General features: G+C 45.0%; 20 protein-coding genes and 1 pseudogene. 7 read left to right on the top strand and 14 right to left on the bottom strand.

The genetic code is table 11. From position 1 onward, the window contains the following. Positions 1–34: 34 nt before the first annotated feature. Genes F7R24_RS01195 through F7R24_RS01185 form a run of 3 tightly spaced genes read right to left on the bottom strand, consistent with a single transcriptional unit; the run spans position 35 to position 1,832 of the window. Positions 35–775 (bottom strand): outer membrane protein, encoded by a 741-nt coding sequence (locus F7R24_RS01195; RefSeq protein WP_151669405.1) that lies wholly within the window; start codon positions 773–775, stop codon positions 35–37. 20 nt (positions 776–795) lie between these two features. Next, positions 796–1,503, bottom strand: coding sequence for a class I SAM-dependent methyltransferase (locus tag F7R24_RS01190; RefSeq protein WP_151669404.1), 708 nt, complete (start codon positions 1,501–1,503; stop codon positions 796–798). A 5-nt stretch (positions 1,504–1,508) separates the two neighbouring features. Then, positions 1,509–1,832, bottom strand: coding sequence for a putative quinol monooxygenase (locus F7R24_RS01185; RefSeq protein ID WP_151669403.1), 324 nt, complete (start codon positions 1,830–1,832; stop codon positions 1,509–1,511). 243 nt (positions 1,833–2,075) lie between these two features. Between F7R24_RS01185 and F7R24_RS01180 the strand changes: the two genes are divergently transcribed. Next, entirely contained in the window at positions 2,076–2,714 is a 639-nt protein-coding gene (locus F7R24_RS01180; RefSeq protein WP_240775931.1) for an alternative oxidase, read from the top strand. Between the two features lie 43 nt (positions 2,715–2,757). On the opposite strand, the gene F7R24_RS01175 is transcribed toward F7R24_RS01180, so the two are convergent. Both F7R24_RS01175 and F7R24_RS01170 read right to left on the bottom strand, forming a co-directional pair. Then, a complete protein-coding gene (locus F7R24_RS01175) occupies positions 2,758–4,587 on the bottom strand; it encodes a bifunctional diguanylate cyclase/phosphodiesterase (protein ID WP_168926748.1) in 1,830 nt (609 codons plus the stop codon). A gap of 126 nt (positions 4,588–4,713) precedes the next feature. Then, on the bottom strand, positions 4,714–5,232 hold the full coding sequence (locus tag F7R24_RS01170; RefSeq protein ID WP_151669401.1) for a GNAT family N-acetyltransferase: 519 nt from the start codon (positions 5,230–5,232) through the stop codon (positions 4,714–4,716). 43 nt (positions 5,233–5,275) lie between these two features. Here F7R24_RS01170 and amt point away from each other — a divergent pair, with 43 nt between their 5' ends. The 5 genes from amt (at position 5,276) to ttcA (ending at position 11,636) form a co-directional block, all read left to right on the top strand. Further along, the gene (gene amt, locus F7R24_RS01165; protein WP_168926747.1) at positions 5,276–7,471 is read left to right on the top strand and encodes an ammonium transporter; all 2,196 of its coding nucleotides are present in this window, start codon (positions 5,276–5,278) and stop codon (positions 7,469–7,471) included. 59 nt (positions 7,472–7,530) lie between these two features. Next, positions 7,531–9,411, top strand: a complete 1,881-nt coding sequence (gene recQ / locus F7R24_RS01160; RefSeq protein WP_151669399.1) for a DNA helicase RecQ — start codon at positions 7,531–7,533, stop codon at positions 9,409–9,411. Next, positions 9,411–9,827 (top strand): YqaA family protein, encoded by a 417-nt coding sequence (locus tag F7R24_RS01155; protein ID WP_151669398.1) that lies wholly within the window; start codon positions 9,411–9,413, stop codon positions 9,825–9,827. The genes recQ and F7R24_RS01155 overlap by 1 nt, the downstream gene beginning before the upstream one ends. Before the next feature lie 26 nt (positions 9,828–9,853). Beyond that, positions 9,854–10,645: a hypothetical protein gene (locus F7R24_RS01150; RefSeq protein WP_151669397.1), complete on the top strand. Its 792-nt coding sequence runs from the start codon at positions 9,854–9,856 to the stop codon at positions 10,643–10,645. A 79-nt stretch (positions 10,646–10,724) separates the two neighbouring features. Continuing rightward, entirely contained in the window at positions 10,725–11,636 is a 912-nt protein-coding gene (gene ttcA, locus F7R24_RS01145) for a tRNA 2-thiocytidine(32) synthetase TtcA (protein ID WP_151669396.1), read from the top strand. 18 nt (positions 11,637–11,654) lie between these two features. On the opposite strand, the gene F7R24_RS01140 is transcribed toward ttcA, so the two are convergent. The 9 genes and pseudogenes from F7R24_RS01140 to F7R24_RS01100 all read right to left on the bottom strand — a co-directional run. Next, the gene (locus F7R24_RS01140) at positions 11,655–12,368 is read right to left on the bottom strand and encodes a YebC/PmpR family DNA-binding transcriptional regulator (RefSeq protein WP_151669395.1); all 714 of its coding nucleotides are present in this window, start codon (positions 12,366–12,368) and stop codon (positions 11,655–11,657) included. A gap of 93 nt (positions 12,369–12,461) precedes the next feature. Next, the gene (locus F7R24_RS01135; RefSeq protein WP_151669394.1) at positions 12,462–13,706 is read right to left on the bottom strand and encodes an NAD(P)/FAD-dependent oxidoreductase; all 1,245 of its coding nucleotides are present in this window, start codon (positions 13,704–13,706) and stop codon (positions 12,462–12,464) included. 163 nt (positions 13,707–13,869) lie between these two features. Beyond that, positions 13,870–14,979 (bottom strand): peptidoglycan -binding protein, encoded by a 1,110-nt coding sequence (locus tag F7R24_RS01130; protein ID WP_151669393.1) that lies wholly within the window; start codon positions 14,977–14,979, stop codon positions 13,870–13,872. Continuing rightward, complete coding sequence (locus F7R24_RS01125) at positions 14,979–15,827, bottom strand: flagellar motor protein MotA (protein WP_151669392.1); 849 nt, start codon at positions 15,825–15,827, stop codon at positions 14,979–14,981. The genes F7R24_RS01130 and F7R24_RS01125 overlap by 1 nt, the downstream gene beginning before the upstream one ends. A gap of 129 nt (positions 15,828–15,956) precedes the next feature. Then, positions 15,957–16,160, bottom strand: coding sequence for a YgaP family membrane protein (locus F7R24_RS01120; RefSeq protein ID WP_151669391.1), 204 nt, complete (start codon positions 16,158–16,160; stop codon positions 15,957–15,959). A gap of 206 nt (positions 16,161–16,366) precedes the next feature. Continuing rightward, on the bottom strand, positions 16,367–16,468 hold the full coding sequence (gene cydX, locus F7R24_RS01115) for a cytochrome bd-I oxidase subunit CydX (RefSeq protein WP_036521337.1): 102 nt from the start codon (positions 16,466–16,468) through the stop codon (positions 16,367–16,369). Positions 16,469–16,479: 11 nt separating this feature from the next. Further along, a complete protein-coding gene (gene cydB, locus F7R24_RS01110) occupies positions 16,480–17,622 on the bottom strand; it encodes a cytochrome d ubiquinol oxidase subunit II (RefSeq protein ID WP_338087076.1) in 1,143 nt (380 codons plus the stop codon). Positions 17,623–17,644: 22 nt separating this feature from the next. After that, positions 17,645–19,240 carry a cytochrome ubiquinol oxidase subunit I gene (locus tag F7R24_RS01105; RefSeq protein WP_151669390.1) on the bottom strand — a complete coding sequence of 532 codons (1,596 nt, stop codon included), beginning with the start codon at positions 19,238–19,240 and terminating at the stop codon, positions 17,645–17,647. Positions 19,241–19,494: 254 nt separating this feature from the next. Beyond that, positions 19,495–19,782: pseudogene (locus F7R24_RS01100) on the bottom strand (diguanylate cyclase domain-containing protein); the annotation flags it as partial. A gap of 35 nt (positions 19,783–19,817) precedes the next feature. Here F7R24_RS01100 and F7R24_RS01095 point away from each other — a divergent pair. After that, positions 19,818–20,504, top strand: coding sequence for an MBG domain-containing protein (locus F7R24_RS01095; RefSeq protein WP_151669388.1), 687 nt, complete (start codon positions 19,818–19,820; stop codon positions 20,502–20,504). The last annotated feature ends 100 nt before the right edge of the window (positions 20,505–20,604 follow it).

Raw genomic sequence — 20,604 nt, 5'->3', positions numbered from 1 at the left:
ACAGCAAAAATAACCAAATGAATCGCCTATTCTTTTAGAAACGGTAATCGATTCCCAGTATTAAACCACCCAGTTTGGTATCGATATCGAAATTCCCCTGACTATAGTCAACATCTAAATAGCGGTAACCTAATTGCACGGCAGAGTTTTCACTAATGCGATAACCCACACCTAGGTGAAGATCATTTACCCAGTTAGATGAAATATCAAAGCCTCCCACCATTGCTGACCAAGATGCAAACCACTCTTGGTTCAGATCATATATCCCTTTGGCACCGACCATCAGATCGGCCCATTGCTTTGATCGTTTGTCTTGGAGATTGAAAGGTTCAATGGTGATATCTGTTTTGACAGACCAACCTCGCACCCCAAGCATTAGATCAGCATAGCTAGTGGGTGTTTGAGAGATGCGGTATTGTCCAGCGAGCATCAGGGTTGTTAAATCCATTGTTAAGTTGGCATCAACGGTTTGTGGTCCCTGTGTTGCGGATGCTCCGTCCTTCATCTGAACATACATACCATCCAGAATCAGACCAAAGTCACCTTTGCGAGTTTCCATCATACCCATAGCGGCAAAATCGATGGTTTTTAAAATGTCACTGAAGCTTTTATCCACACTGACGGTGGGAAGAAGAGGATGAGAAACCTTGGCATCTAAGTGAGTTGCCCAACCATACAACGCCACACGAGAAGTCCATTCTTCAGCAGCTTGAGCTGAAGAAACTGAAACGATCAAACAGCCTGCTATTAAGGCATAAACGAAAGATTTGGACATGAGAAATCCTTTTAAATAGTTTATTCGCTTTTTTGGACGGCAATTTGCACAGCGCGACCACTTCGAATTGGCTCAACAGCCAAAATTTTAAACTCACAAAGAGTTAATAAATCAACTAAATCATCTACATGATAGCGGTTGTGTTCTAAAAAATGTATGAATAAATCTTCTAACGTTTTATCAGTTAATTGAGGATCGTTTAGATTCGTTCCTTTAAGTTCATGTGATACGTAGCTTTTCAGTGGTTGGCGCACCATATCCACTAACACTAACACAAACACACCGCCAGGTTTTAACCAATGCTGCAGGTTACGAAATAAGCTCACAGGTTGATGCAGTTCATGAACCAGTCGATTCGCCACGGCAATATCGATGCTATTGGTTGGAAAAAGATCAGGCAGATCTAGATTTAAATCGGCCACTTGAATATTGATAGCCTCTGGCAGATCAGGTACTTGATCCAACATGTAGGGCGCACACTCGACTCCTGTTAAGGTAGCCTGCGGGTAACGTTGGTGGAGATCCTGTAAAAAGAGCCCAGGACCACAACCGAGATCAACGATATGACACTCAGCATCATTCGATAACACAACATGCTGGTTCCAAAACGCCTGAAACACCTCATCATGATTACGTTGATGGCTTTCTAGTGTGCGCTGAGCCGCCAGCTTACCATCGCCACCATGATGGCGCTCCAAGTAGGCTTGGGTGGATTTGAGTGATGGCATGGCTATTAACCCTCATCCGAATAAACACACACATTCCAATCTGCTGCCAGTCCGTCTTCAGCTAAACAGTAGGACTCAAAAAAGTTGCTGATTTCATCACGCTGGCAGTGCTCTTCAAAACTTGCCATATCTTTCCAGATTTCATGAAACACGATGGGGAAGCTTTTGCCTTCCGCGAATGGGCTTTGTATCTGTTTGGTGACGATGTATTGAATACAGCCATCTTCTCGCAATGTGTTGGGTTCTAGGGACTGTAGCACCCGAAAAAGTTCAGTTTCTTTACCTTCTTTAGGAAGAAACTGGGCCGTGCAATAGACTTTGGATGACATGAATTTTCCTTGTTAGATAGCTATTTAATGAGTCTAACAGCTTCAGTGACGACATTAAATTTTTCATCTTACTGTGTTCATCTGTATCACTCTGACGGAGAAGCTATCAGTTGAATGATTAAATTGAACTTAAGTCTAATAACGATAACTAACTATAAATATCTTATGGTTAGAAGATTATCCAGTGTTTGCTAAAGGAGATGGTTAACTTCTTAAACCGGTTTTATATCCAAGAGGAGTGTCATGATGGACTTAAATGTTGCCAAAACACTTCAACCCGAAGTGAAACAAACCCACTACACGCCGAAGTCATTTTCTGATTGGGTTGCTTATCGGTTTGTAAAATTTATGCGCATATTCGCTGATCTATTCTTTAAGGGGCGGTATGGTCATCGAGCCGTTGTGCTAGAGACTGTTGCCGCCGTACCTGGCATGGTAGGGGGCACCATACAACATCTGCACGCGTTAAGACGCATTAAAGATGACGATGGTTGGATTCGGACCTTGTTGGAGGAAGCGGAAAATGAGCGCATGCACCTCATGACCTTTATCGAGGTAGCACAACCGAATCGATTTGAGCGTTTCCTGATTGTTCTTGCTCAGGGGTTCTTTTATAACCTGTTTTTTCTGTTGTATTTATGTTCGAGCAAAACAGCGCATCGAATCGTTGGTTATCTAGAGGAAGAAGCTGTTTATAGTTACACCGAGTATCTTGAAGGTATTGATAGCGGTCTTTATGAGAATATCCCAGCACCAAAAATAGCTATCGATTACTGGAAGTTATCTCAGGATGCACGTTTACGTGAGGTTGTGATGGCCGTTCGTGCCGATGAAGCAGAGCATCGAGATACTAATCATAGTTTTGCTGATCAGTTAATGTGATCAAGACAGATAAGCTGGGCATTGAACGTTATCTTTGCTCTGCTTATCTCGCTGTGTCTTGTTTTTCTTGTTTCTGAAAATGCTTTTCTCGATACATAGCCTGATCTGCGCTATTCACAAGCGCATCGACACTACCTTCCCATCGATTTGTCCAAATTAAGCCAATACTGGCAGATATCAAAATCTCATGGGTATTAATCATGAAAGGTTTTTCAATGAGATCATGTAACTTGTCAACAAGTTCTTGTGCCTTGGCTTCAGAAAGACAGTCAAACAGGATGATGGCAAATTCATCACCGGCTAGGCGGGCAAACGTGTCGGAAGCTCTTAAATGTTGTTGAAGTCTCTGAGAAAACTCAATTAAAAGTTGATCCCCAATGCTATGACCCAGGGTGTCATTAACCGGTTTAAAGCCGTTAATGTCTAAGTAAAGAAGGGCAAAAGGGGAAGGCTGTCGAAGCGATTTTGTCACGGCTTGGCTTAAACGGTCGTAAAACAATACTCGATTCGGCAGCCGAGTTAGCGCATCGTGGGTGGCTTGCCAGGTTAGCTGCTTTTCGGCCTGTTTACGTGCGGTGATATCTCTCGCCATCGCTAAAATGTTGTCGTCATCGATTTTGGACATGCGCAATTCAAAGTAAAGATCTTGGTCTTTAATCGTTAATGGATACTCATAGAGTTGCAATTTTCCAGTCTTGATGACTTGATTGAGAAGGAAATAGCCATTTTCGGCTACTGTTTGCGGCATGACATCGATGAAAGAGCGTCCGATAAATTGATCAGGTGACATGAACAGAAGTTCGTCGCTACTCGATTGATAGTCCAAGATGATGCCTGATTTATCCAAGGTGAAGACGAGATCAGGCATCGCTTCTAATATCGCACGATTGCGATGATGGTAGTCATCCAGTTCTTTTCGTTGTTGTAGAATTTGTAGGGCATTGTCATAGCGACGTTTAAGCAGGGCGATAATAATAACGCCCAAAAGTACTATGAAAACTGCGAGCGCCCCCCAACGCTTTTGTTCTTTGGTGGTAAATTCGGTAATCAGTTGATCAGCATAGCTGAGGTTTTCACCGATATAAACGATTAAAGGCCAATTGGGCACGCGCTGGAAGGTCACTAAGCGGTTTATTGAGTCAAAAGGCGATAAGACGATATAACTATCTTGGTCGGGTATGTTATTCCCATACTTATCCAGTGATGCTAGGGGCTGGTTGATAAAATCTGCGGCAAAGGGAAGTCGAAAAATGATTTTCGATTCATCGTTGACCAGCACATGCGTTAAACGACCATCAAAGAGTTGATCATCAAGGGTTGATGAGAATTTGAAGATGTCGACGGTGGCGACGATAACTCCTATAAAATCTCCTTGATCATTGGTGATTTTGCGGCTCATGGCAAAGAAGGTGAAGGGTTCTTCAACTCGAGCCACTTGAATGCTCGAAAGAAAAACTTGGTCTTCGGGTTGATTTAGCTGCCATTGAAAGTAATCTCTATCTTTCACAATAGGCATGGGTTCAGCACGTGTCCAAGCGGTCATCATGCCCTGTGAGTCTAATAGTAGGAAGTCTGCTATTTCTTGGTTATAGCTTTTTTGTAACGACATTAACTCTTCGAGCTGCTGTTGATTAAACTGCTCATTCTTAACGGCATCTCGCAGAGTAAGCAAAACACGATCCAATTCATACATCTTGGCACGTACAATCTCGCGCTGCTTGATGGCTAAGGCATGAGAGCGTTGACTGACTTGTTCATAGACCTTGTCTTCATAGCTAGTGACAGATGAATGAAATTGGTAGTAAAAAATTCCGAGTGTCGACAGTCCTATTAGAACAACTAAGATTATCAATCGTGAAAAGGATGTAGACATTGAGGTCATAGGATGGATATGTCTGTACGGCCAAATAATGAAAACGAGTTTATCATTTTTAGCTGCGTTATTGCTTTGCTTACGCGCCTTTTTTTAGATACAGGTCAATAAAACCCTGTAACAAATTTAGTTGCTAAGAATTGTTTGATACAGCACTAAGGTTAACCATCGCTCAAATTTAAAACCAACTTCTGGTAAAAGCCCAGTTGGTTGGAATCCTAATTGCTGGTGAAGTCGGATACTGGGAGTGTTTTCGGCATCAATAGCACCGATCATAGAATGGTAGCCTTGTTCTACAGCACGCTCCATAAGGGCAGAAAGCAGAAGTCTACCTAAACCTAGACCTCGAAAGTCTTGATGAATATAGATCGAGTGTTCAACGGTTGTGTTAAAAGCAGGATAGGGCCGAAAACGTCCATAACTGGCAAATCCCATGAGCCTATTTTTTTCATTTAATACCCCTAGTATGGGAAAGTTATGTTGCTGTTTATCACTGAACCAACGCTCAATAGTGGCATGATCACGAGGATCGTATTCATACAAAGCGGTGGTGTTCAGAATGGCATCATTAAAAATTTCTAACACGCTATCGCCGTGATCTTCGAATCGACAGTCTATTAGTTGTCTGTTGCTGTGCTGTGGCATGTTAATTGCTCCAAGCTCTGGTAGTTTTCCAGAGGATATGCCGATGACTGAATTTGTAACTCAACACCAATTTGACCTGATTTGGATCATCATTGCGTCTGCGATGGTCATGTTTATGCAGGCAGGCTTTACCGCATTAGAGTCAGGGCTGACGCAAGCGAAAAATACCATCAATGTGGCGATTAAGAATATTACCGATTTTATTGCAGCGATTTTAGTCTTTTGGTTGTTGGGTTACACCTTTATGTTTGGTGACTCTATATCGGGTTGGATAGGGATTCCTAAGATTCTGGACGACAGTGGCGATCCCAGTGTCTATACCTACTTTGTTTTTCAAGCAGTTTTTGCGGGTACTGCTGCGACGATTGTCTCTGGTGCCGTAGCAGAGCGAATGCGCTTTATGTCTTATGTGCTTATTTCGGTGATGGTAGTTGCTTTTGTCTATCCCGTCTCAGGCCATTGGATCTGGAACGAAGAGGGTTGGTTAGCGCAAATGGGCTTTATGGATTTTGCTGGGTCAACGGTCGTGCACTCTTTAGGCGCATGGGTGGGTCTTGCTGGTGCAATTGTGGTGGGTCCGCGTTGGATGCGTTTTGGTAAAGATGGCAAGGTGAACGCTATTCCTGCTCATAATTTAGTCTTAGCGGTCATCGGTGTATTGATTCTGTGGTTTGGCTGGTTTGGCTTTAATGGTGGTAGTACCTTTGCAGCCGATTCCACCGTTCCCGGTATTGTTGCCAATACACTGTTAGCGGCAGCAGCAGGTGGTGCTGCGTGTTTCCTAGCGTCGATGATGTTTCATGATCAGCGTTTGGTCAGTGTGGAAAAGTTACTTAACGGTGTTATTGGTGGCTTGGTGGCCATTACGGCCAGTGCCCATGTGGTCTCGACGCTAGGTGCGGTGATGATTGGTGCCATCGCTGGTATTGTGGTCTATGTGGCTGAATACATATTGCTGTATAAGTTTAAAGTTGATGACCCCGTCAACGTGATTTCAGCTCATGGTGTCGCGGGTGCTTTCGGTACCTTGGTTCTCCCTTTTTTCGCTGTAGGTGAATTGGCTGCAGGAAGTGTTTGGCAGCAGTTTTGGGTGCAGCTGATTGGTGTCTTTAGCGTGTTTGTGTGGGGCTTTGCCATGGGCTTAATCCTCTTTGGTGGATTAAAGTGGATAGATAAGCTTCGCGTGCCTTTAGAAGATGAAATTGCCGGTTTGAATGTCTCTGAGCATGGAGCCAGTTCATCCGTTCAGGATATGCAGCGTGTCATGCATCAAATTATCCAAACTGGGGATTTGACCTTAAGAGCACCGGTTGAAGTAGGGTCAGAATTCGCTCCCTTGGCAGAAGCGTTTAATCAATTTATGTCTGACTATGAAAAGGCGATAGGGCAGTTGCAAAATAACGCTCACTCCTTGAGTGATTTCTCAGATTTAATGGATCAATTGGGGCAGCGATTGACCAATACCTCAACTCAATATCGTGATCAAAACCATCAGTTATCCAGTTCTATTCATTCGCTAGTCGATGCGGTCAAACTATTCAGTCAGCAAGTCAAAGATTCTGAGCAGTATGCCCAAACCGCATCGAGCACGGCATCAGGTGCTTTGTCTTCGTCATCGCGAACCAGCGATCAGATCAAGCAGTTTGCGTCTTTGGTTAATGATATGCGTGAGAAAATCACCGACGTTGCAAGGGATACGCAAGATATCAATCGTATTCTGCAAACGATTGAATCAGTCTCAGAGAAAACCAATTTGTTAGCCTTGAACGCTGCCATCGAAGCAGCCAGAGCGGGTGATGCTGGTCGAGGGTTTGCGGTGGTCGCTGATGAAGTCCGTAACTTGTCTGTGATTACGCAAAATGAGGCATCAAAAATTCACGAGAATATCGGTCAATTGCAATCAAAAGTGGATAAAGCCACTGAAGTGGCTGATCAAAGTGCAGAACTAGCTGATGAAAGTGTGAAGGTTGTCGATCAAAGTCGCGATGCGTTTGAACAGATCAACACAGCAGTAGATGAAATCTACCATTTAAGTCAAAACATGGCCGGTTTAGCGAATAGCCAGTTTCATGTGGTAGAACAAGTAGAGCAGGGTACCGTTGTGATGGATCAGCTGGTAGCAGATAATGAAAATGACTTGAATGCGATTCATCAACTGAGTCAGCAGCTTAAAGCACTTTCTAGTCAATTAAATCAGGATGTTAATCGTTATCAGGTCAACGCAAGGCTGGTAACCTAAGGTTAAGATTAAGTTTTCGCAGATGACAAGCTAGCAGGCTTCGCGGATAATGTCGGCCCATGATAGACACGACCGCGTTACTCCACTCTGCTCGCCAATCCCTAGCCGAAGTCTTTGGGTTCAGTCAGTTTAGACAGCCTCAAGAAGAGGTTGTAGGTACCTTATTGTCCGGACAAGATGCCTTGGTGGTGATGCCGACAGGCGGTGGCAAGTCCTTATGCTATCAATTGCCTTCCTTGGTGCGAAGCGGTACCGGTATTGTGGTGTCGCCGTTGATTGCCTTGATGCAAGATCAGGTCAGTGCTCTTTCTCAGCTAGGTATTAATGCTGGTTGCCTTAATTCGTCCATTCCGTTCGAGCAACTTCAGGAAACTGAACACCTGTTGCTGACCGGACAGTTGGATCTGCTTTACGTGGCTCCGGAGCGGTTATTGCAGCCTCGCACCTTGAATCTGCTGCAACGAACAGAAATTGCTTTATTTGCCATTGATGAAGCGCATTGTGTTTCGCAGTGGGGGCATGATTTCCGTCCCGAATATATGCAGTTGGATCAGTTGGCCACTCTTTTTCCAGGCGTGCCTCGGGTCGCCTTAACGGCGACAGCGGATGCGCGCACGCGAGATGAAATTGTTCATCGTTTAGCACTGACCGATGCCAAGCGTTTTGTGCAAGGTTTTGATCGACCCAATATTCGTTATCGTATTGGGCAAAAAGAAAAAGCACGCGAGCAGTTGTTGCGCTTTATTCGTACTGAGCATGAACAAGATGTCGGGGTTGTTTACTGTTTATCGCGAAAGCGGGTGGAAGAAACGGCTGCCTACCTGTGCGACAAAGGCTTTAATGCCTTGCCTTATCACGCAGGACTCTCCGCCGAATTACGTCAGCATCATCAACATCGTTTTCTGACCGAAGATCCGATCATTATGGTGGCAACCATCGCCTTTGGGATGGGTATTGATAAGCCCAATGTTCGTTTTGTTGCCCATTTGGATCTTCCGCGCTCCATCGAAGCCTATTACCAAGAAACGGGAAGAGCAGGGCGTGATGGTCTACCTGCTGATGCGTGGATGGTCTACGGTTTACAGGATGTGTTGTTTTTACGACAGATGCTTGAAAGTTCGCAAGCGGAAGATCGCTATAAACAGGTTGAACGACAAAAGTTAGAGGCGATGCTGGGTCTATGTGAAATCACCAGTTGTCGCCGTCAAGTGCTACTCAGTTACTTTGGCGAACCTGAACACCCCCCTTGTGGTAATTGTGATACCTGTCTAGAGCCTGTCCCTGTGTGGGATGGTACGGAAGCGGCCCGAAAAGCCTTATCTGCTGTATATCGCAGTGGTCAGCGTTTTGGTGTCAATCATGTGGTCGATATTTTGTTGGGGCAACAAACCGACAAGGTGTTGCAAAATCAGCATCAAAAACTCAGTACCTTCGGTATTGGTAAAGAGTTGGATAAAAATCAATGGCGTTCTGTGTTTCGTCAATTGGTGGCAAGGGGCTATTTACGTGTCGATGCTGATGGTCATGGTGTGTTGTTACTGAATGATACCTGTCGTGCTTTATTACGGGGTGATGAAACCATTCAATTACGTAAAGACCCACGAGTACCTTCTGGCAAGGGTAAAACCGATTTCCGATCCGCAGGACGTCGTGATCGAACCAATCCGGCGATGCGTCGTCTTGATCCAGCAGAAGAGCGTTTGTGGGAAGACCTTCGTGCACTTCGTAAGCGTCTAGCTCAAGAGCAAGATGTACCCCCTTATATTATTTTCCATGATGCCACGTTAATGGAAATGGTGATTTATCGTCCACAAACAGAACAGCAAATGCGCAGTTTAAGTGGCGTAGGTGAGCGCAAATTTGACCTCTATGGCGATGCTTTTTTGGATGTGATTGAAGAGCATCAAACTGCACCCGGTCAGTGGGTGAGTCCAGTTTAATGGAGGTTGGATTAACCGCACTTTTCATTAGCGCTTTTATCTCGGCGACCTTGTTACCCGGTGGCTCCGAAGCGCTGTTAGCTTGGATGGTGCATCAAGGTGAATATTCGCTGATGTCACTGGTGTTAAGTGCAACCGCAGGTAATGTACTGGGTAGTTTGGTGACCTTTGGCATGGGATCACTGCTCAGAGTCAAATTCCCACTGAAAACATTGGAAAAACCGCAGCATCAACGCGCCCAACGACTGATCGAACGTTACGGCCCTTTGGCGTTGATTATGGCGTGGTTACCGATTATTGGAGATCCTCTCTGTTTTGTTGCTGGATGGCTAGGAGTGCGTTTCAGTTTAAGTGTGATGACCATCGCCTTAGGTAAATTATTGCGTTATCTTGTAGTGGCGGGTTTGTTTTTGTAATCGGTTCATCCTAACGAGGATATTCGGTGACACGACGAGAGATATTCAGTCTTTTACGTACTTTACTGCTGACGTTGGCAGTGGTGATGTTGTTACTGAATGTCTGGTTTTCACAAACACGTGAAGAGAACTGGCAAACACCGGTTACGGCTTGGATGTATCCGATTAATGCTGACGGTGAAATCGCCACGCAAACCTGGATAGACCAATTATCCGATGCTCATTTTGACGATATGGAGCGCTTTTTTGATCGCGAGGCAGCCCGTTATCGGTTAGGTCTTGAACGACCGATTCAAATTCAACTTGCCGCGCAGATTAATGCAATTCCTCCCGATATCCCACTGGAGCCCAGTATCGTTGATGCCGTTATCTGGGCGCTAAAAATGCGATATTGGGTATGGAAATATGATGATACCCCGCGCGAACCCAGAGCCATTCGTATCTTTATTCGTTTTTATGCACCCGATAATCCCGGTCCAATGCAGCATTCCTTAGGGTTACAAAAAGGACTGATAGGTTTAGTGAATGGTTATGCAGGAGGGGAGCATGCAGGTCGCAATAATCTAGTAGCCGCTCACGAACTACTCCATACACTGGGTGCAACGGATAAATATGATATGGACACTCTGGAGCCTATTTGGCCAGATGGTTATGCCGATCCTACTCAGTTTCCGCTGTATCCTCAAACCCGCGCAGAGATCATGAGCGGTCGCCTTCAGGTGTCACCCGGTTGGTTATTGCTGCCACCCAGTTTAGACCATGCAGTGATAGGACCGGCGACGGCGATAGAGATTAATTGGCTGTCGGCAGGTAATTGAGTTGATCTAGTTGCTGTGATCTGTATTACGGATCTGTATAATCTGCGACCAAGATGAATCAAGATTTTTCGGAACACTCATGACCAGCAACACCGATACTGAAGCCGCACGTAAACTCAAATTACGCCAAAACAAACTGCAAAAGCGCCTTAGACGCGAGATGGGGCAGGCCATTGAAACCTTCAACATGATTGAAGAAGGTGACAAGGTGATGGTGTGTCTTTCAGGCGGTAAAGATTCATTTGTGATGTTGGATATCTTGATGAATCTTCAGAAGAGCGCCCCTATTAATTTTGAATTGGTGGCGGTGAATCTGGATCAGAAGCAACCCGGCTTTCCCGAACATGTATTACCCGCTTACTTATCAGAACTGGGTGTGCCTTTCCATATTGTCGAGCGTGATACTTATTCAGTGGTTAAGGCGGTCGTTCCTGAAGGGAAAACCACCTGCGCACTCTGTTCTCGATTGCGTCGTGGAACTCTCTATGGTTTTGCTGAGCAAATCGGTGCGAATAAAATTGCATTAGGTCATCATCGCGATGATATTCTGGAAACCTTCTTCCTGAATATGTTCTATGGCGGCAAGCTCAAATCAATGCCACCCAAGCTAGTCTCGGATGATGGCAAGAATATGGTGATTCGCCCACTGGCTTACGCCCGCGAAAAAGACATTGCTGAATATGCAGAGCTACGTGGTTTCCCAATTATTCCGTGTAATTTATGTGGTTCGCAAGAAAACCTACAACGCCAAGTCATTAAAGAGATGCTGCAAAGCTGGGATAAAACCCATCCTGGTCGCATCGAAACAATGTTTCGTTCACTCTGTCACGTGGTGCCGTCACATCTAGCCGATGCCGAACTCTTCGATTTCAAAAACTTACAGCTAGGTCATGCACACGGTATCGTGCCAGATGATTGGGATGAAGAGCCACAAAGCCAGCAGAAGCCTGCTGTGCAGATAATGGAGCGGATTGATATCCTGTCTGTATAAGACAGGATATCTGACGAGTTAAGCGACGTTATGATAAATATTCTGCACGTCGTCTAAATCGTTTAATAGATCGATGAAGCGCTCAAACATCGGCAGGTCTTCTTCACTGATTTCAGTCGTGGTTTGTGCCAGGAACTGAATCGCATCGGCTTCATAGTCAATTTCACCGAAGGCAGCCGCCAAGGCTTGTTTAGCATTCGAGTATTCTGTGTGAGGGGCGAAGACAGTGATCATGCCATCTTCACTCTCGATATCAGTGACATCAACACCGGCTTCCATCAGTGCTTCAAGTACTGCTTCTTCATCACCACCTTTAAAGGCCAGAATCGCACAGTGATCAAACATGTGACTCACACTGCCTTGCGTACCAATTTTGCATTTGGTTTTGGTGAAGCAGTGACGCACATCACCAAAGGTGCGGTTAGGGTTGTCGGTTAAGCATTCCACAATCACCATGCAGTTACCGGGTCCAAAACCTTCGTAACGTGCAACCGAGAAGTCTTCACCGCCACTGCCTTTAGCTTTATCCAGTGCTTTGTCGATAACGTGAGCAGGTACCTGATCTTTTTTGGCACGGTCCATTAACCCGCGTAGGGTTAGGTTGCCGGAGGGATCGGTTCCACCAGACTTAGCACAAACATAGATTTCACGTGCATATTTGCTGTAGATTTTGGTTTTTTGATCGGCCGTTTTGGCCATGGATTCTTTACGGTTTTGGTAGGCGCGACCCATCGGGAGAGTCCTGTATTGTGGCTTAGGATTAAAAAATTAGCCCAATTTTACGCAAAAACGCAAAATTGGGCTATTGAATTTTTTATCCGTGAATCAGAAACGCTCTGCGCGGAAAGGCTTCATGTCGATGGCTGTGGTTTCGCCATCCATCATCTCGCCTAACAAGCGACCCGTTGCTGGACCCAGCGTAAATCCCTGATGACCGTGACCAAAGGCAAACCAAAGCCCTTTATGCTTCGGTGCTGGGCCAATCACGGGTTTCATATCTGGTAAACAGGGGCGAGCACCTTTCCAAGGTTCTGCTTCGACACGCTCACCAAATGGGAAGAGTTTGCGGCCTTGTTTCTCGGCTTTTTCGAGTTGACCATAAGACGGTGGTGCGTTTAGATCAGCCAGTTCGGCACCTGTGGTTAAACGTATGCCGTTTTTCATGGGCTCCAGCAGGTAGCCTTTTTCAGCATCCATCAGCCAGTAATTTAAGCGCGCTTTAACATTCGGTTGCGCGTAGTGCATGTGATAGCCACGCTTCACAAATAAGGGGAAGTTGTAGTTTAACGGCGCTAGCATTTGTTGCGACCATGGACCTAAGGCGACGACGACCTCTGCGGCATCATGATCGCCTTTAGAAGTTTTAACTCTCCAGCCTTCACCTTGCTGAACTAAGCCTTGTAGTTCCGCTTCAATGAACTCCCCGCCAGCTTGTTCAAACGCTTTGGCGTAGGATTGCACCAGATCTCCGGGTGATTCTACTGTCCATGAATTCAGCCAGTGAACGGCACCACAAATGTCACTGGATAATCCCGGCTGTACTTCATCAAGTTGCTGACGATTCAATAGACGCGATTCGACACCGTACAATCGTTTGTTTTCTAATGCTTTTTCCCAGCGTTCAGCCAGTTCTGACTCTGTTCTGTAAAGTTCAAGCCAGCCTTTCTTTTGAATTAAGGCTTCAGCACCGGATGCGGCAATCATCGGCTCATGTTCTTGAGTGGATAAGGAGATGATCGATGCATAGGCAGGGACGATTTTTTTATAGCGACCTGGGAACGAGTTGACGTAGTAACTTAACAACGGGCTAGCAGCAGATACCATGCCCATAGGACGGTAACGAATATCGATGCTGTTGTTAGGGATCACACGAAGCAAGGTTTTTAGATCATGCGGAAAAGCATAGGGTTCTACGGCTTCACGTTGAATGATGCCTGCATTGCCATACGACGTTTCTAAACCGGGTGCGCGGCGATCGATCAAGCGTACTTTACGGCCTCTTTTTAATAGATGCCAAGCAACGCTGACGCCAACAATACCCGCTCCAAGTACAATGGTTTCCCGCGACATTCTGATCTCCTGCTAGGACTAAAAATCTTATATTCATAGCATTCTAGCAGAAGATTTATATTTCACTGTATAGGTGGTTAATTAAAACGAAATTAATCTAATAATTAAAAAATACCAGATGAAATACCCATTCAAAAATAAATATGTAGTTAAAATAACTAATCTATCTATTGGTTAGCTTGATCTCTATACGTCGATTTCGTTGGAGTGCGTCGGGTGTATTGCCGGAATCAACCGGAGAAAACTCGCCAAAACCTGCGGCAGCCAAGTGTCTTTCAGGTACGCCTTGCGAGGCCAGATAACGAACAACAGAGACAGCACGTGCTGTCGATAACTCCCAGTTAGATGGGAAGGCCGCTGTATTGATGGGGACTCTATCGGTGTGACCTTCTATTTGCAGTACCCAATCAATGTCGTCGGGAATAGTAGACGCTATTTCTAGAAGCAAACTAGCCAGTTTGCTGAGTTCTGCACGACCCTCTGCACCTACTTCAGCGGATCCGGAAGCAAAGAACAGTTCAGACGGTAGAAGGAATCGGTCACCGACGACGCGAATATTTTCGTTGTCTTCTAATAATCCTCGTAAACGACGGAAGAATTCAGACTGATAGCGTTCCAGTTCATTCACTCTTTCCGCCAGTAATACGTTAAGGCGTTGTCCCAAACCTGCAATTTCTACATCACGCTCGGCAACAAGGGTCTCTTGAAGTTGCAGTGCTGCACTGATTTGACGCAGTTGTTCCTGAAGGGCATCAATGCGTTGTGTCAGTTGTAGAATAAAGTCTTGTTGTGATGCGGTGAGTTCTTGTTCTTCACGCAGCGCACTTTCTTGATCGGCGGAAAGGGTTTGCAGTTGTGCAAAAGCGCGACGCTCTTGTTCAATTTGGCTTTCTAAGTCAGCCGCACGGGTGCTGATTAATTGCTGGGTTTCTTCAGATTCTGAAAGCTCTCCCAGTAAGCTGTCTAACGCCTGTTGCATCGCTTCTTCGCGGGAAAGGCTTTGTTCATAGGCGGATCTCAAGCTGGTTAGCTCGCTGGATAATTGTTCACTGCGAAGTTCTTCCAGCATCAATAAACGGGATATTTCATTCAAGCGGCTATTCAAATTTGCCAGCTCTGTATCCCGATCAGAGAGTGTTTGTGATAAGTAGAGTTGGCTGACCATGTAAATCATCAGCATAAAAATGACCAGCATTAATAATGCTGACAATGCATCGACATACCCCGGCCAAGCGTTAATTTGGCTACGTTGACGACGACCTGAACCCAGCATCAGCGTTTATCCTGTTCAGCCAACTTTGCCGCGAGTTCGGCATTTTCTTCCCGAAGTCTTTCCAGTTCACGAAGTGTGTCTATGCCAGAAAACTCATAATCCCAATCGTCTGTGAGCACCGGTGGCGCTTTTCCTTCTTGATGTGCTTTCTCAACCAAGTGAGTCACGCCGGTTAACCATTCTTCCAGACCATCATAAAAACGATTTTGCGCATGTCCTGCTTGAATATCTAAGAAACCCAGTAGAAGTGATCCGCCTAAACCTAATAAAGAGGAGCTAAATGCGGTACCCATGCCTTCAAGTGGCGTTAATAAGCCTGATTGAAGACTGCTAAAGACATCAGCAAAGTTACTTTGCTGCATATCCAAGTTGATGATGACTTGTCCAACCGCGTTGATAGTACCCAGCAGACCCCAAAAGGTGCCTAGCAGTCCTAAAAAAATCAATAAGCTGATGAAATAACGTGTAATTTCACGTTGCTCATCCATTCGTGTACGAATGCCATCCAGTACGGTTCGTAATGACAGTGCAGAGAGTGAGAACTTGTCACGTTTATAGTCTTCACCTAGCTGTCGAGCCAGTGGTTTTAATAAACGGGGTTCTTGAGTGACAGATAACCCCATACGACCTGTTCTAAATTGCGCTACCCAGCGAATCTCTGGAAAAAGCATGAAGACTTGTCGATAGGTAATGAAAATGCCGATTAACAGTACACAAAATATGAGTGCATTAAACACCCAGTTAGCCATAAAGGCGGTTTGTAAAGGAACATAGATCAGAACACAGATAGCGATGACTATACCCAGGAACAGTGTCATCCAGAACAAAGTGTGCTTGGGATTACTCATGTTTACCACCCGCTTATGAGTTTAAATCAGTGATACTGATCATCTATCAGTCGGAAGCAGGTGTAAAGGGTATAGGCAAAAAAAACGGGTTGAAGTGTCTTGATGACAAAACAACCCTGAAAATACTGATTAATTAAAGGCTTGACCCGGTTTTACACCTAGTTTTTTTAATATAATGACCAGCGGACAAAAACCGGTAAACGCTGTTTGTAGCATATTCGCGCCAACAAAAGCGGTGAACCACAGCCACATTGGGCTAACGAAATGAGCTAGAACAAGGCTGATCAGGATAAACGTACCAGCAAACGCAAAAACCATGCGATCTAAGGACATATTTTTCTCCAGTATAGGGTTGTCAAAACAAGTTTAAATTCGATGGTTTTAATATAAGTGAGTGCTAATGTTTTGTCCACTGCTAATGTTTTGTCCACTGCTAGTTTTTGTATCTCACTTTTCTAGAATCCATGTCAGGTCATGTTTCAATATGATTGTGTAGATAGAAAAAAGGCACCCGAAGGTGCCTTTGGAGGGAGAGAGCATTACTCCTGATCAAACTCTTCTTCTGCTTCTAGCCACATCACGTTGATGATGCCAAAAGCGCAGGCGAGCAATACGCCTAGAATCCATGCGAAATACCACATTGTCTTGCACCTCAATAGAGTGAATGGTTGTTTTCTTTAATGAAGCTGACACCGATCTTGCTCCATAGGGCGCGGTAGCACCAAAAGGTGTAGCCCAAGATAATCGGAACAAAGATTGCAGCTGCCCAGGTCATTACCATTAGCGTATTGGCACTTGAAGCAGCATCCCATAAGGTTAAGCTGTGATTCGGAACTAAGCTTGATGGCATAACAAATGGGAACATCGAAACGCCTGCTGTCAGAATAATGCCGGTGACGCCCAATCCGCTGAACAGGAATGCAAGTGCTGCTTTATTGCTACTGGCAAACAGGTAGGCGCCGATTAGCCCCAAAAATCCAAGTGCTGGTGCAATCACTGTTAAGGGGTACTCTACGTAATTGCTTAACCAAGCCCCTTCGGCTCTGACGACCTCTTTCAACATAGGATTGGATGCAGCATCCGTGGCTGGCATAGAGATAATCGCGTAACCCTCTATACCCATTGCTAGCCATAATCCTGCTAAGGCGAAGCTGACAAAGCAGACCAGTGCAAAAATACGAGCATAGAAGCGTGAGCGTGCTTCGACTGCTTCATGCGTTCTCATTTGTATCCAAGTTGCGCCATGCAGGCACAGCATGGATAGGCTCACGACACCGCATAAAAGAGCGTAGGGGTTTAGTAGCGCAAAGAAGCTGCCATCATAGGATGGGCGAATCAGCTCGTCATACTGGAAAGGAACGCCTTGTAACAGGTTTCCAAAAGCGACCCCAAATACCAATGCAGGTACAGCGCCACCGACAACCAGAGCCCAGTCCCACGCATCACGCCAGCGTTGATCCTGCATTTTTGAACGATAGTCAAATCCAACAGGGCGTAAAAACATGGCAAAAAGTACCAGAAGCATTGCCCAGTACAAGCCGGAGAAGGCCGCAGCATAAACGAGCGGCCAAGCTGCAAATAAAGCGCCACCGGCTGTGATAAACCACACTTGGTTACCATCCCAGTGTGGTGCCATAGTGTTGATGACTACGCGTCTTTCATCATCGGTTTTAGCAACTAATGGTAGGATGGCTAAACCACCCATATCGAAGCCGTCAGTCACAGCAAAGCCAATGAGTAGAACACCGATCAAAACCCACCAGATCAGTTTTAACACTTCATAATCAAAGATCATTTCAAATACTCCTTAGCCTGACTCATGCTTTTACCGTTTGTGGTGAAAGCGCTGGGTCGTGTTGATCATCATCTTGTTCAAAATGATAACGACCTGTGTGCAAGCTACTTGGGCCTTTGCGGATGAAGTGCTGCATTAGGAAGACTTCGATAATGATCAAAATCGTGTAGAAGACGATAAAGAGTGACAGGCTTAATAAGATCTCATTAGCTGTGAGTACGGATACTGCATTGAAGGTCGGTAAAATTTCACCGACTGCCCAAGGCTGACGACCAAACTCTGCAACAAACCAACCTGCTTCAGACGCTATCCAAGGGACAGGAAGCGTAAACAAGGCGGCTTTGAGCAACCAAGGCTTTTTCCAAGCAGTACGTTTGGCGGTGAAGTAGAAGCTGAGTGCGAACAAGAGAAGCATCCAGAAGCCAGCCGCAACCATGATACGGAAAGCCCAAAATAGAGGGCCTACTGCTGGAATGGTGTCTTGGGCTGCCATGTGAATTTGTTCTTCAGTGGCATCAACGATATCAGCGGTATAGCGTTGCAGAAGTAAACCGTAACCTAAGTCTGCTTTTTTCTCTTCAAAAGCAGTACGTTCTTCGTCAGTGGCTTCTCCAGATCTCATTTTCTTAAGTAGCGCATAAGCATCCATACCATTACGAATACGGATCTCATGGTCTGCAATCAAATCTTTAATTCCGCGAACTTCTTCGGTTGTAGAGCGAGTTGCAATCAGGCCTAAGGCATAAGGTATTCTGATGGCGTAGTCAGTGCGCATCTCTTCGCTATTGGGAATGCCAAATAGAGTAAAGGCTGCCGGTGCAGGATGCGTTTCCCACTCTGCTTCAATGGCTGCGAGTTTGGTTTTCTGAACATCGCCAAGTTCATAACCTGACTCGTCACCTAGCAGGATAACGGACAAGCTGGCGGCTAAACCGAATGCAGAGGCAATAGCAAATGAACGCTTAGCAAAGGCAATATCGCGACCTTTTAGCAGGTAATAGGAACTTACTGCTAAAACAAATACCGCAGCGGTGACGTAACCAGCAGAGACGGTATGAACGAATTTAACCTGCGCAACTGGATTCATGACCAAGTCGACGAAGCTGGTCATCTCCATTCGCATGGTTTCATAGTTAAACTCAGCCCCCACAGGATGTTGCATCCAACCGTTAGCAACCAAAATCCATAGCGCAGAGAAGTTGGAACCTATGGCTACCAGCCAAGTGACCATTAAGTGCTTCACTTTGCTTAAGCGGTCCCAGCCAAAGAAGAATAAACCGACAAAAGTGGATTCTAAAAAGAACGCCATCAAGCCTTCAATGGCAAGTGGTGCGCCGAACACATCGCCAACGTAGTGGGAGTAGTAAGACCAGTTGGTTCCGAACTGGAACTCCATGGTAAGACCGGTGGTGACACCGAGTGCAAAGTTAATTCCGAAGAGTTTACCCCAGAATTTTGTCATGTCCTTATAGATCTGTTTTCCTGTCATCACATAGACGGATTCCATGATAGCTAACATGAAAGCCAAGCCGATGGTGAGAGGGACAAACAGAAAGTGGTACATCGCTGTCATGGCGAATTGTAGACGCGATAAGTCTACGACCGCTTCAGTAATCATATAAATTCCTCTGATACTGCAAAGGTTAAAATAGGTCACTGGGGTCTAGGCAGGTTTCATGCCAAATTTATTAATTTTAGTTATTAGCTTATTAGTTTATGAAATACATGACATTTAGGTCATGATTTTTTGATAATAACCGGAATTTAATTGGGGTTTAGTTCATAATTATGTCATATAAATGGTATTTAAGTATGACATATATGACATTTAAGGCGGTTTTGATGGGTGGGTTGTGCTGTGCGATGAGGCTATTATTTAGCTTGATGAAAAAAACTCGTCTGATTGTGTCCCGTCCGTTTTGCTTGATACAGTGCTTGATCGGCCTGTTTAAGAAGATCATGAACTTCTGTCGAAGGTCCAAATAGACGGATACCAATACACGCGGTACAGCGTAATTCTGTGTCCTCTGGATCAAAGCTCAGTGCAATGACCTGTTTGAGTTTCTCAGCCATTTTATGGGCAAGTTCTATTGCAGTTGCTTCAGAACGGTCTAAGCACTCCAAAATAATGACAAATTCGTCGCCACCGATGCGAGCGACAGTATCATGTTCATTTGGGAGCTGTCACTAATGCATTGTTTGATACAAAGAATGTTGGTGTTGATAAACTCATTACCTATGAAAGCAGCTTTTTCAACGATACTTATGAACTTTTTGCTCCTTTAGGAGCGGCAGTAGGCGTTTACACTACACGAGCAGATATAACACCAGCCCCACTGACTATTACCGCTAACGATGCCGATAAGGTGTTCGGTGAAACTTTAGATCTAGGCACATCTGCTTTCACTTCTGTCGGGTTAGTCGATGGTGAAACCATAAGTAGTGTGACGTTGACAAGTTCCGGTACAGAAGCGGAAGCTCCTGTCGAGGGTAATCCATACGCCATTGTACCGAGTGATGCAGTTCCTGGTACGTTTGATCCGAACAATTACGATATTAGTTATATAACAGGCACTTTACTGATAAGTGGAACCGATCCTGTAGACCCAGTTGATCCAGTTGATCCAGTTGATCCGGTTGACCCAGTCGAACCTGTAGTACCAGTTACTCCGATAATTGAAGTCGATCTAGAACTTCCAATCATTTTGATTCCTAGCGTTATTAATCAAAATAATGATCCGATAGTAGAGAATAATCTGGAAGGATACACTGACAAAAACGAGTTAACAGTTCTTAATGAGGTTGTTAATTTAGAGTTAATTCCTTTGGCGCAGTTTAAAATTGAACCTATCGATGCGTTAAAAAAAAAACGAATCAAGTGATCTACAAAGCTCCGATATACTTACCTAAGCAAGATCGAAATTAAAAGAAAACCCTTAGTGATTTATGTTTTTAAGAACTAAAAAGCGTTTTTACGAGTTA

This window comes from Nitrincola schmidtii (genome assembly GCF_008973715.1).
GTDB lineage: Bacteria > Pseudomonadota > Gammaproteobacteria > Pseudomonadales > Balneatricaceae > Nitrincola > Nitrincola schmidtii.
This window is presented reverse-complemented; position numbering and strand designations above follow the sequence as displayed.

What these genes read in the sequence shown, in the direction of transcription:
- F7R24_RS01140 (WP_151669395.1), bottom strand. Translation starts at nt 12,368, where the DNA reads ATGGGTCGCGCCTACCAAAACCGTAAAGAATCCATGGCCAAAACGGCC.
- F7R24_RS01125 (WP_151669392.1), bottom strand. Translation starts at nt 15,827, where the DNA reads ATGAGTAATCCCAAGCACACTTTGTTCTGGATGACACTGTTCCTGGGT.
- recQ (WP_151669399.1), top strand. Translation starts at nt 7,531, where the DNA reads ATGATAGACACGACCGCGTTACTCCACTCTGCTCGCCAATCCCTAGCC.
- cydB (WP_338087076.1), bottom strand. Translation starts at nt 17,622, where the DNA reads ATGATCTTTGATTATGAAGTGTTAAAACTGATCTGGTGGGTTTTGATC.
- F7R24_RS01120 (WP_151669391.1), bottom strand. Translation starts at nt 16,160, where the DNA reads ATGTCCTTAGATCGCATGGTTTTTGCGTTTGCTGGTACGTTTATCCTG.
- F7R24_RS01180 (WP_240775931.1), top strand. Translation starts at nt 2,076, where the DNA reads ATGATGGACTTAAATGTTGCCAAAACACTTCAACCCGAAGTGAAACAA.
- amt (WP_168926747.1), top strand. Translation starts at nt 5,276, where the DNA reads ATGACTGAATTTGTAACTCAACACCAATTTGACCTGATTTGGATCATC.
- F7R24_RS01170 (WP_151669401.1), bottom strand. Translation starts at nt 5,232, where the DNA reads ATGCCACAGCACAGCAACAGACAACTAATAGACTGTCGATTCGAAGAT.
- F7R24_RS01105 (WP_151669390.1), bottom strand. Translation starts at nt 19,240, where the DNA reads ATGATTACTGAAGCGGTCGTAGACTTATCGCGTCTACAATTCGCCATG.
- F7R24_RS01190 (WP_151669404.1), bottom strand. Translation starts at nt 1,503, where the DNA reads ATGCCATCACTCAAATCCACCCAAGCCTACTTGGAGCGCCATCATGGT.
- F7R24_RS01185 (WP_151669403.1), bottom strand. Translation starts at nt 1,832, where the DNA reads ATGTCATCCAAAGTCTATTGCACGGCCCAGTTTCTTCCTAAAGAAGGT.
- F7R24_RS01155 (WP_151669398.1), top strand. Translation starts at nt 9,411, where the DNA reads ATGGAGGTTGGATTAACCGCACTTTTCATTAGCGCTTTTATCTCGGCG.
- ttcA (WP_151669396.1), top strand. Translation starts at nt 10,725, where the DNA reads ATGACCAGCAACACCGATACTGAAGCCGCACGTAAACTCAAATTACGC.
- F7R24_RS01130 (WP_151669393.1), bottom strand. Translation starts at nt 14,979, where the DNA reads ATGCTGGGTTCAGGTCGTCGTCAACGTAGCCAAATTAACGCTTGGCCG.
- cydX (WP_036521337.1), bottom strand. Translation starts at nt 16,468, where the DNA reads ATGTGGTATTTCGCATGGATTCTAGGCGTATTGCTCGCCTGCGCTTTT.
- F7R24_RS01175 (WP_168926748.1), bottom strand. Translation starts at nt 4,587, where the DNA reads ATGTCTACATCCTTTTCACGATTGATAATCTTAGTTGTTCTAATAGGA.
- F7R24_RS01195 (WP_151669405.1), bottom strand. Translation starts at nt 775, where the DNA reads ATGTCCAAATCTTTCGTTTATGCCTTAATAGCAGGCTGTTTGATCGTT.
- F7R24_RS01135 (WP_151669394.1), bottom strand. Translation starts at nt 13,706, where the DNA reads ATGTCGCGGGAAACCATTGTACTTGGAGCGGGTATTGTTGGCGTCAGC.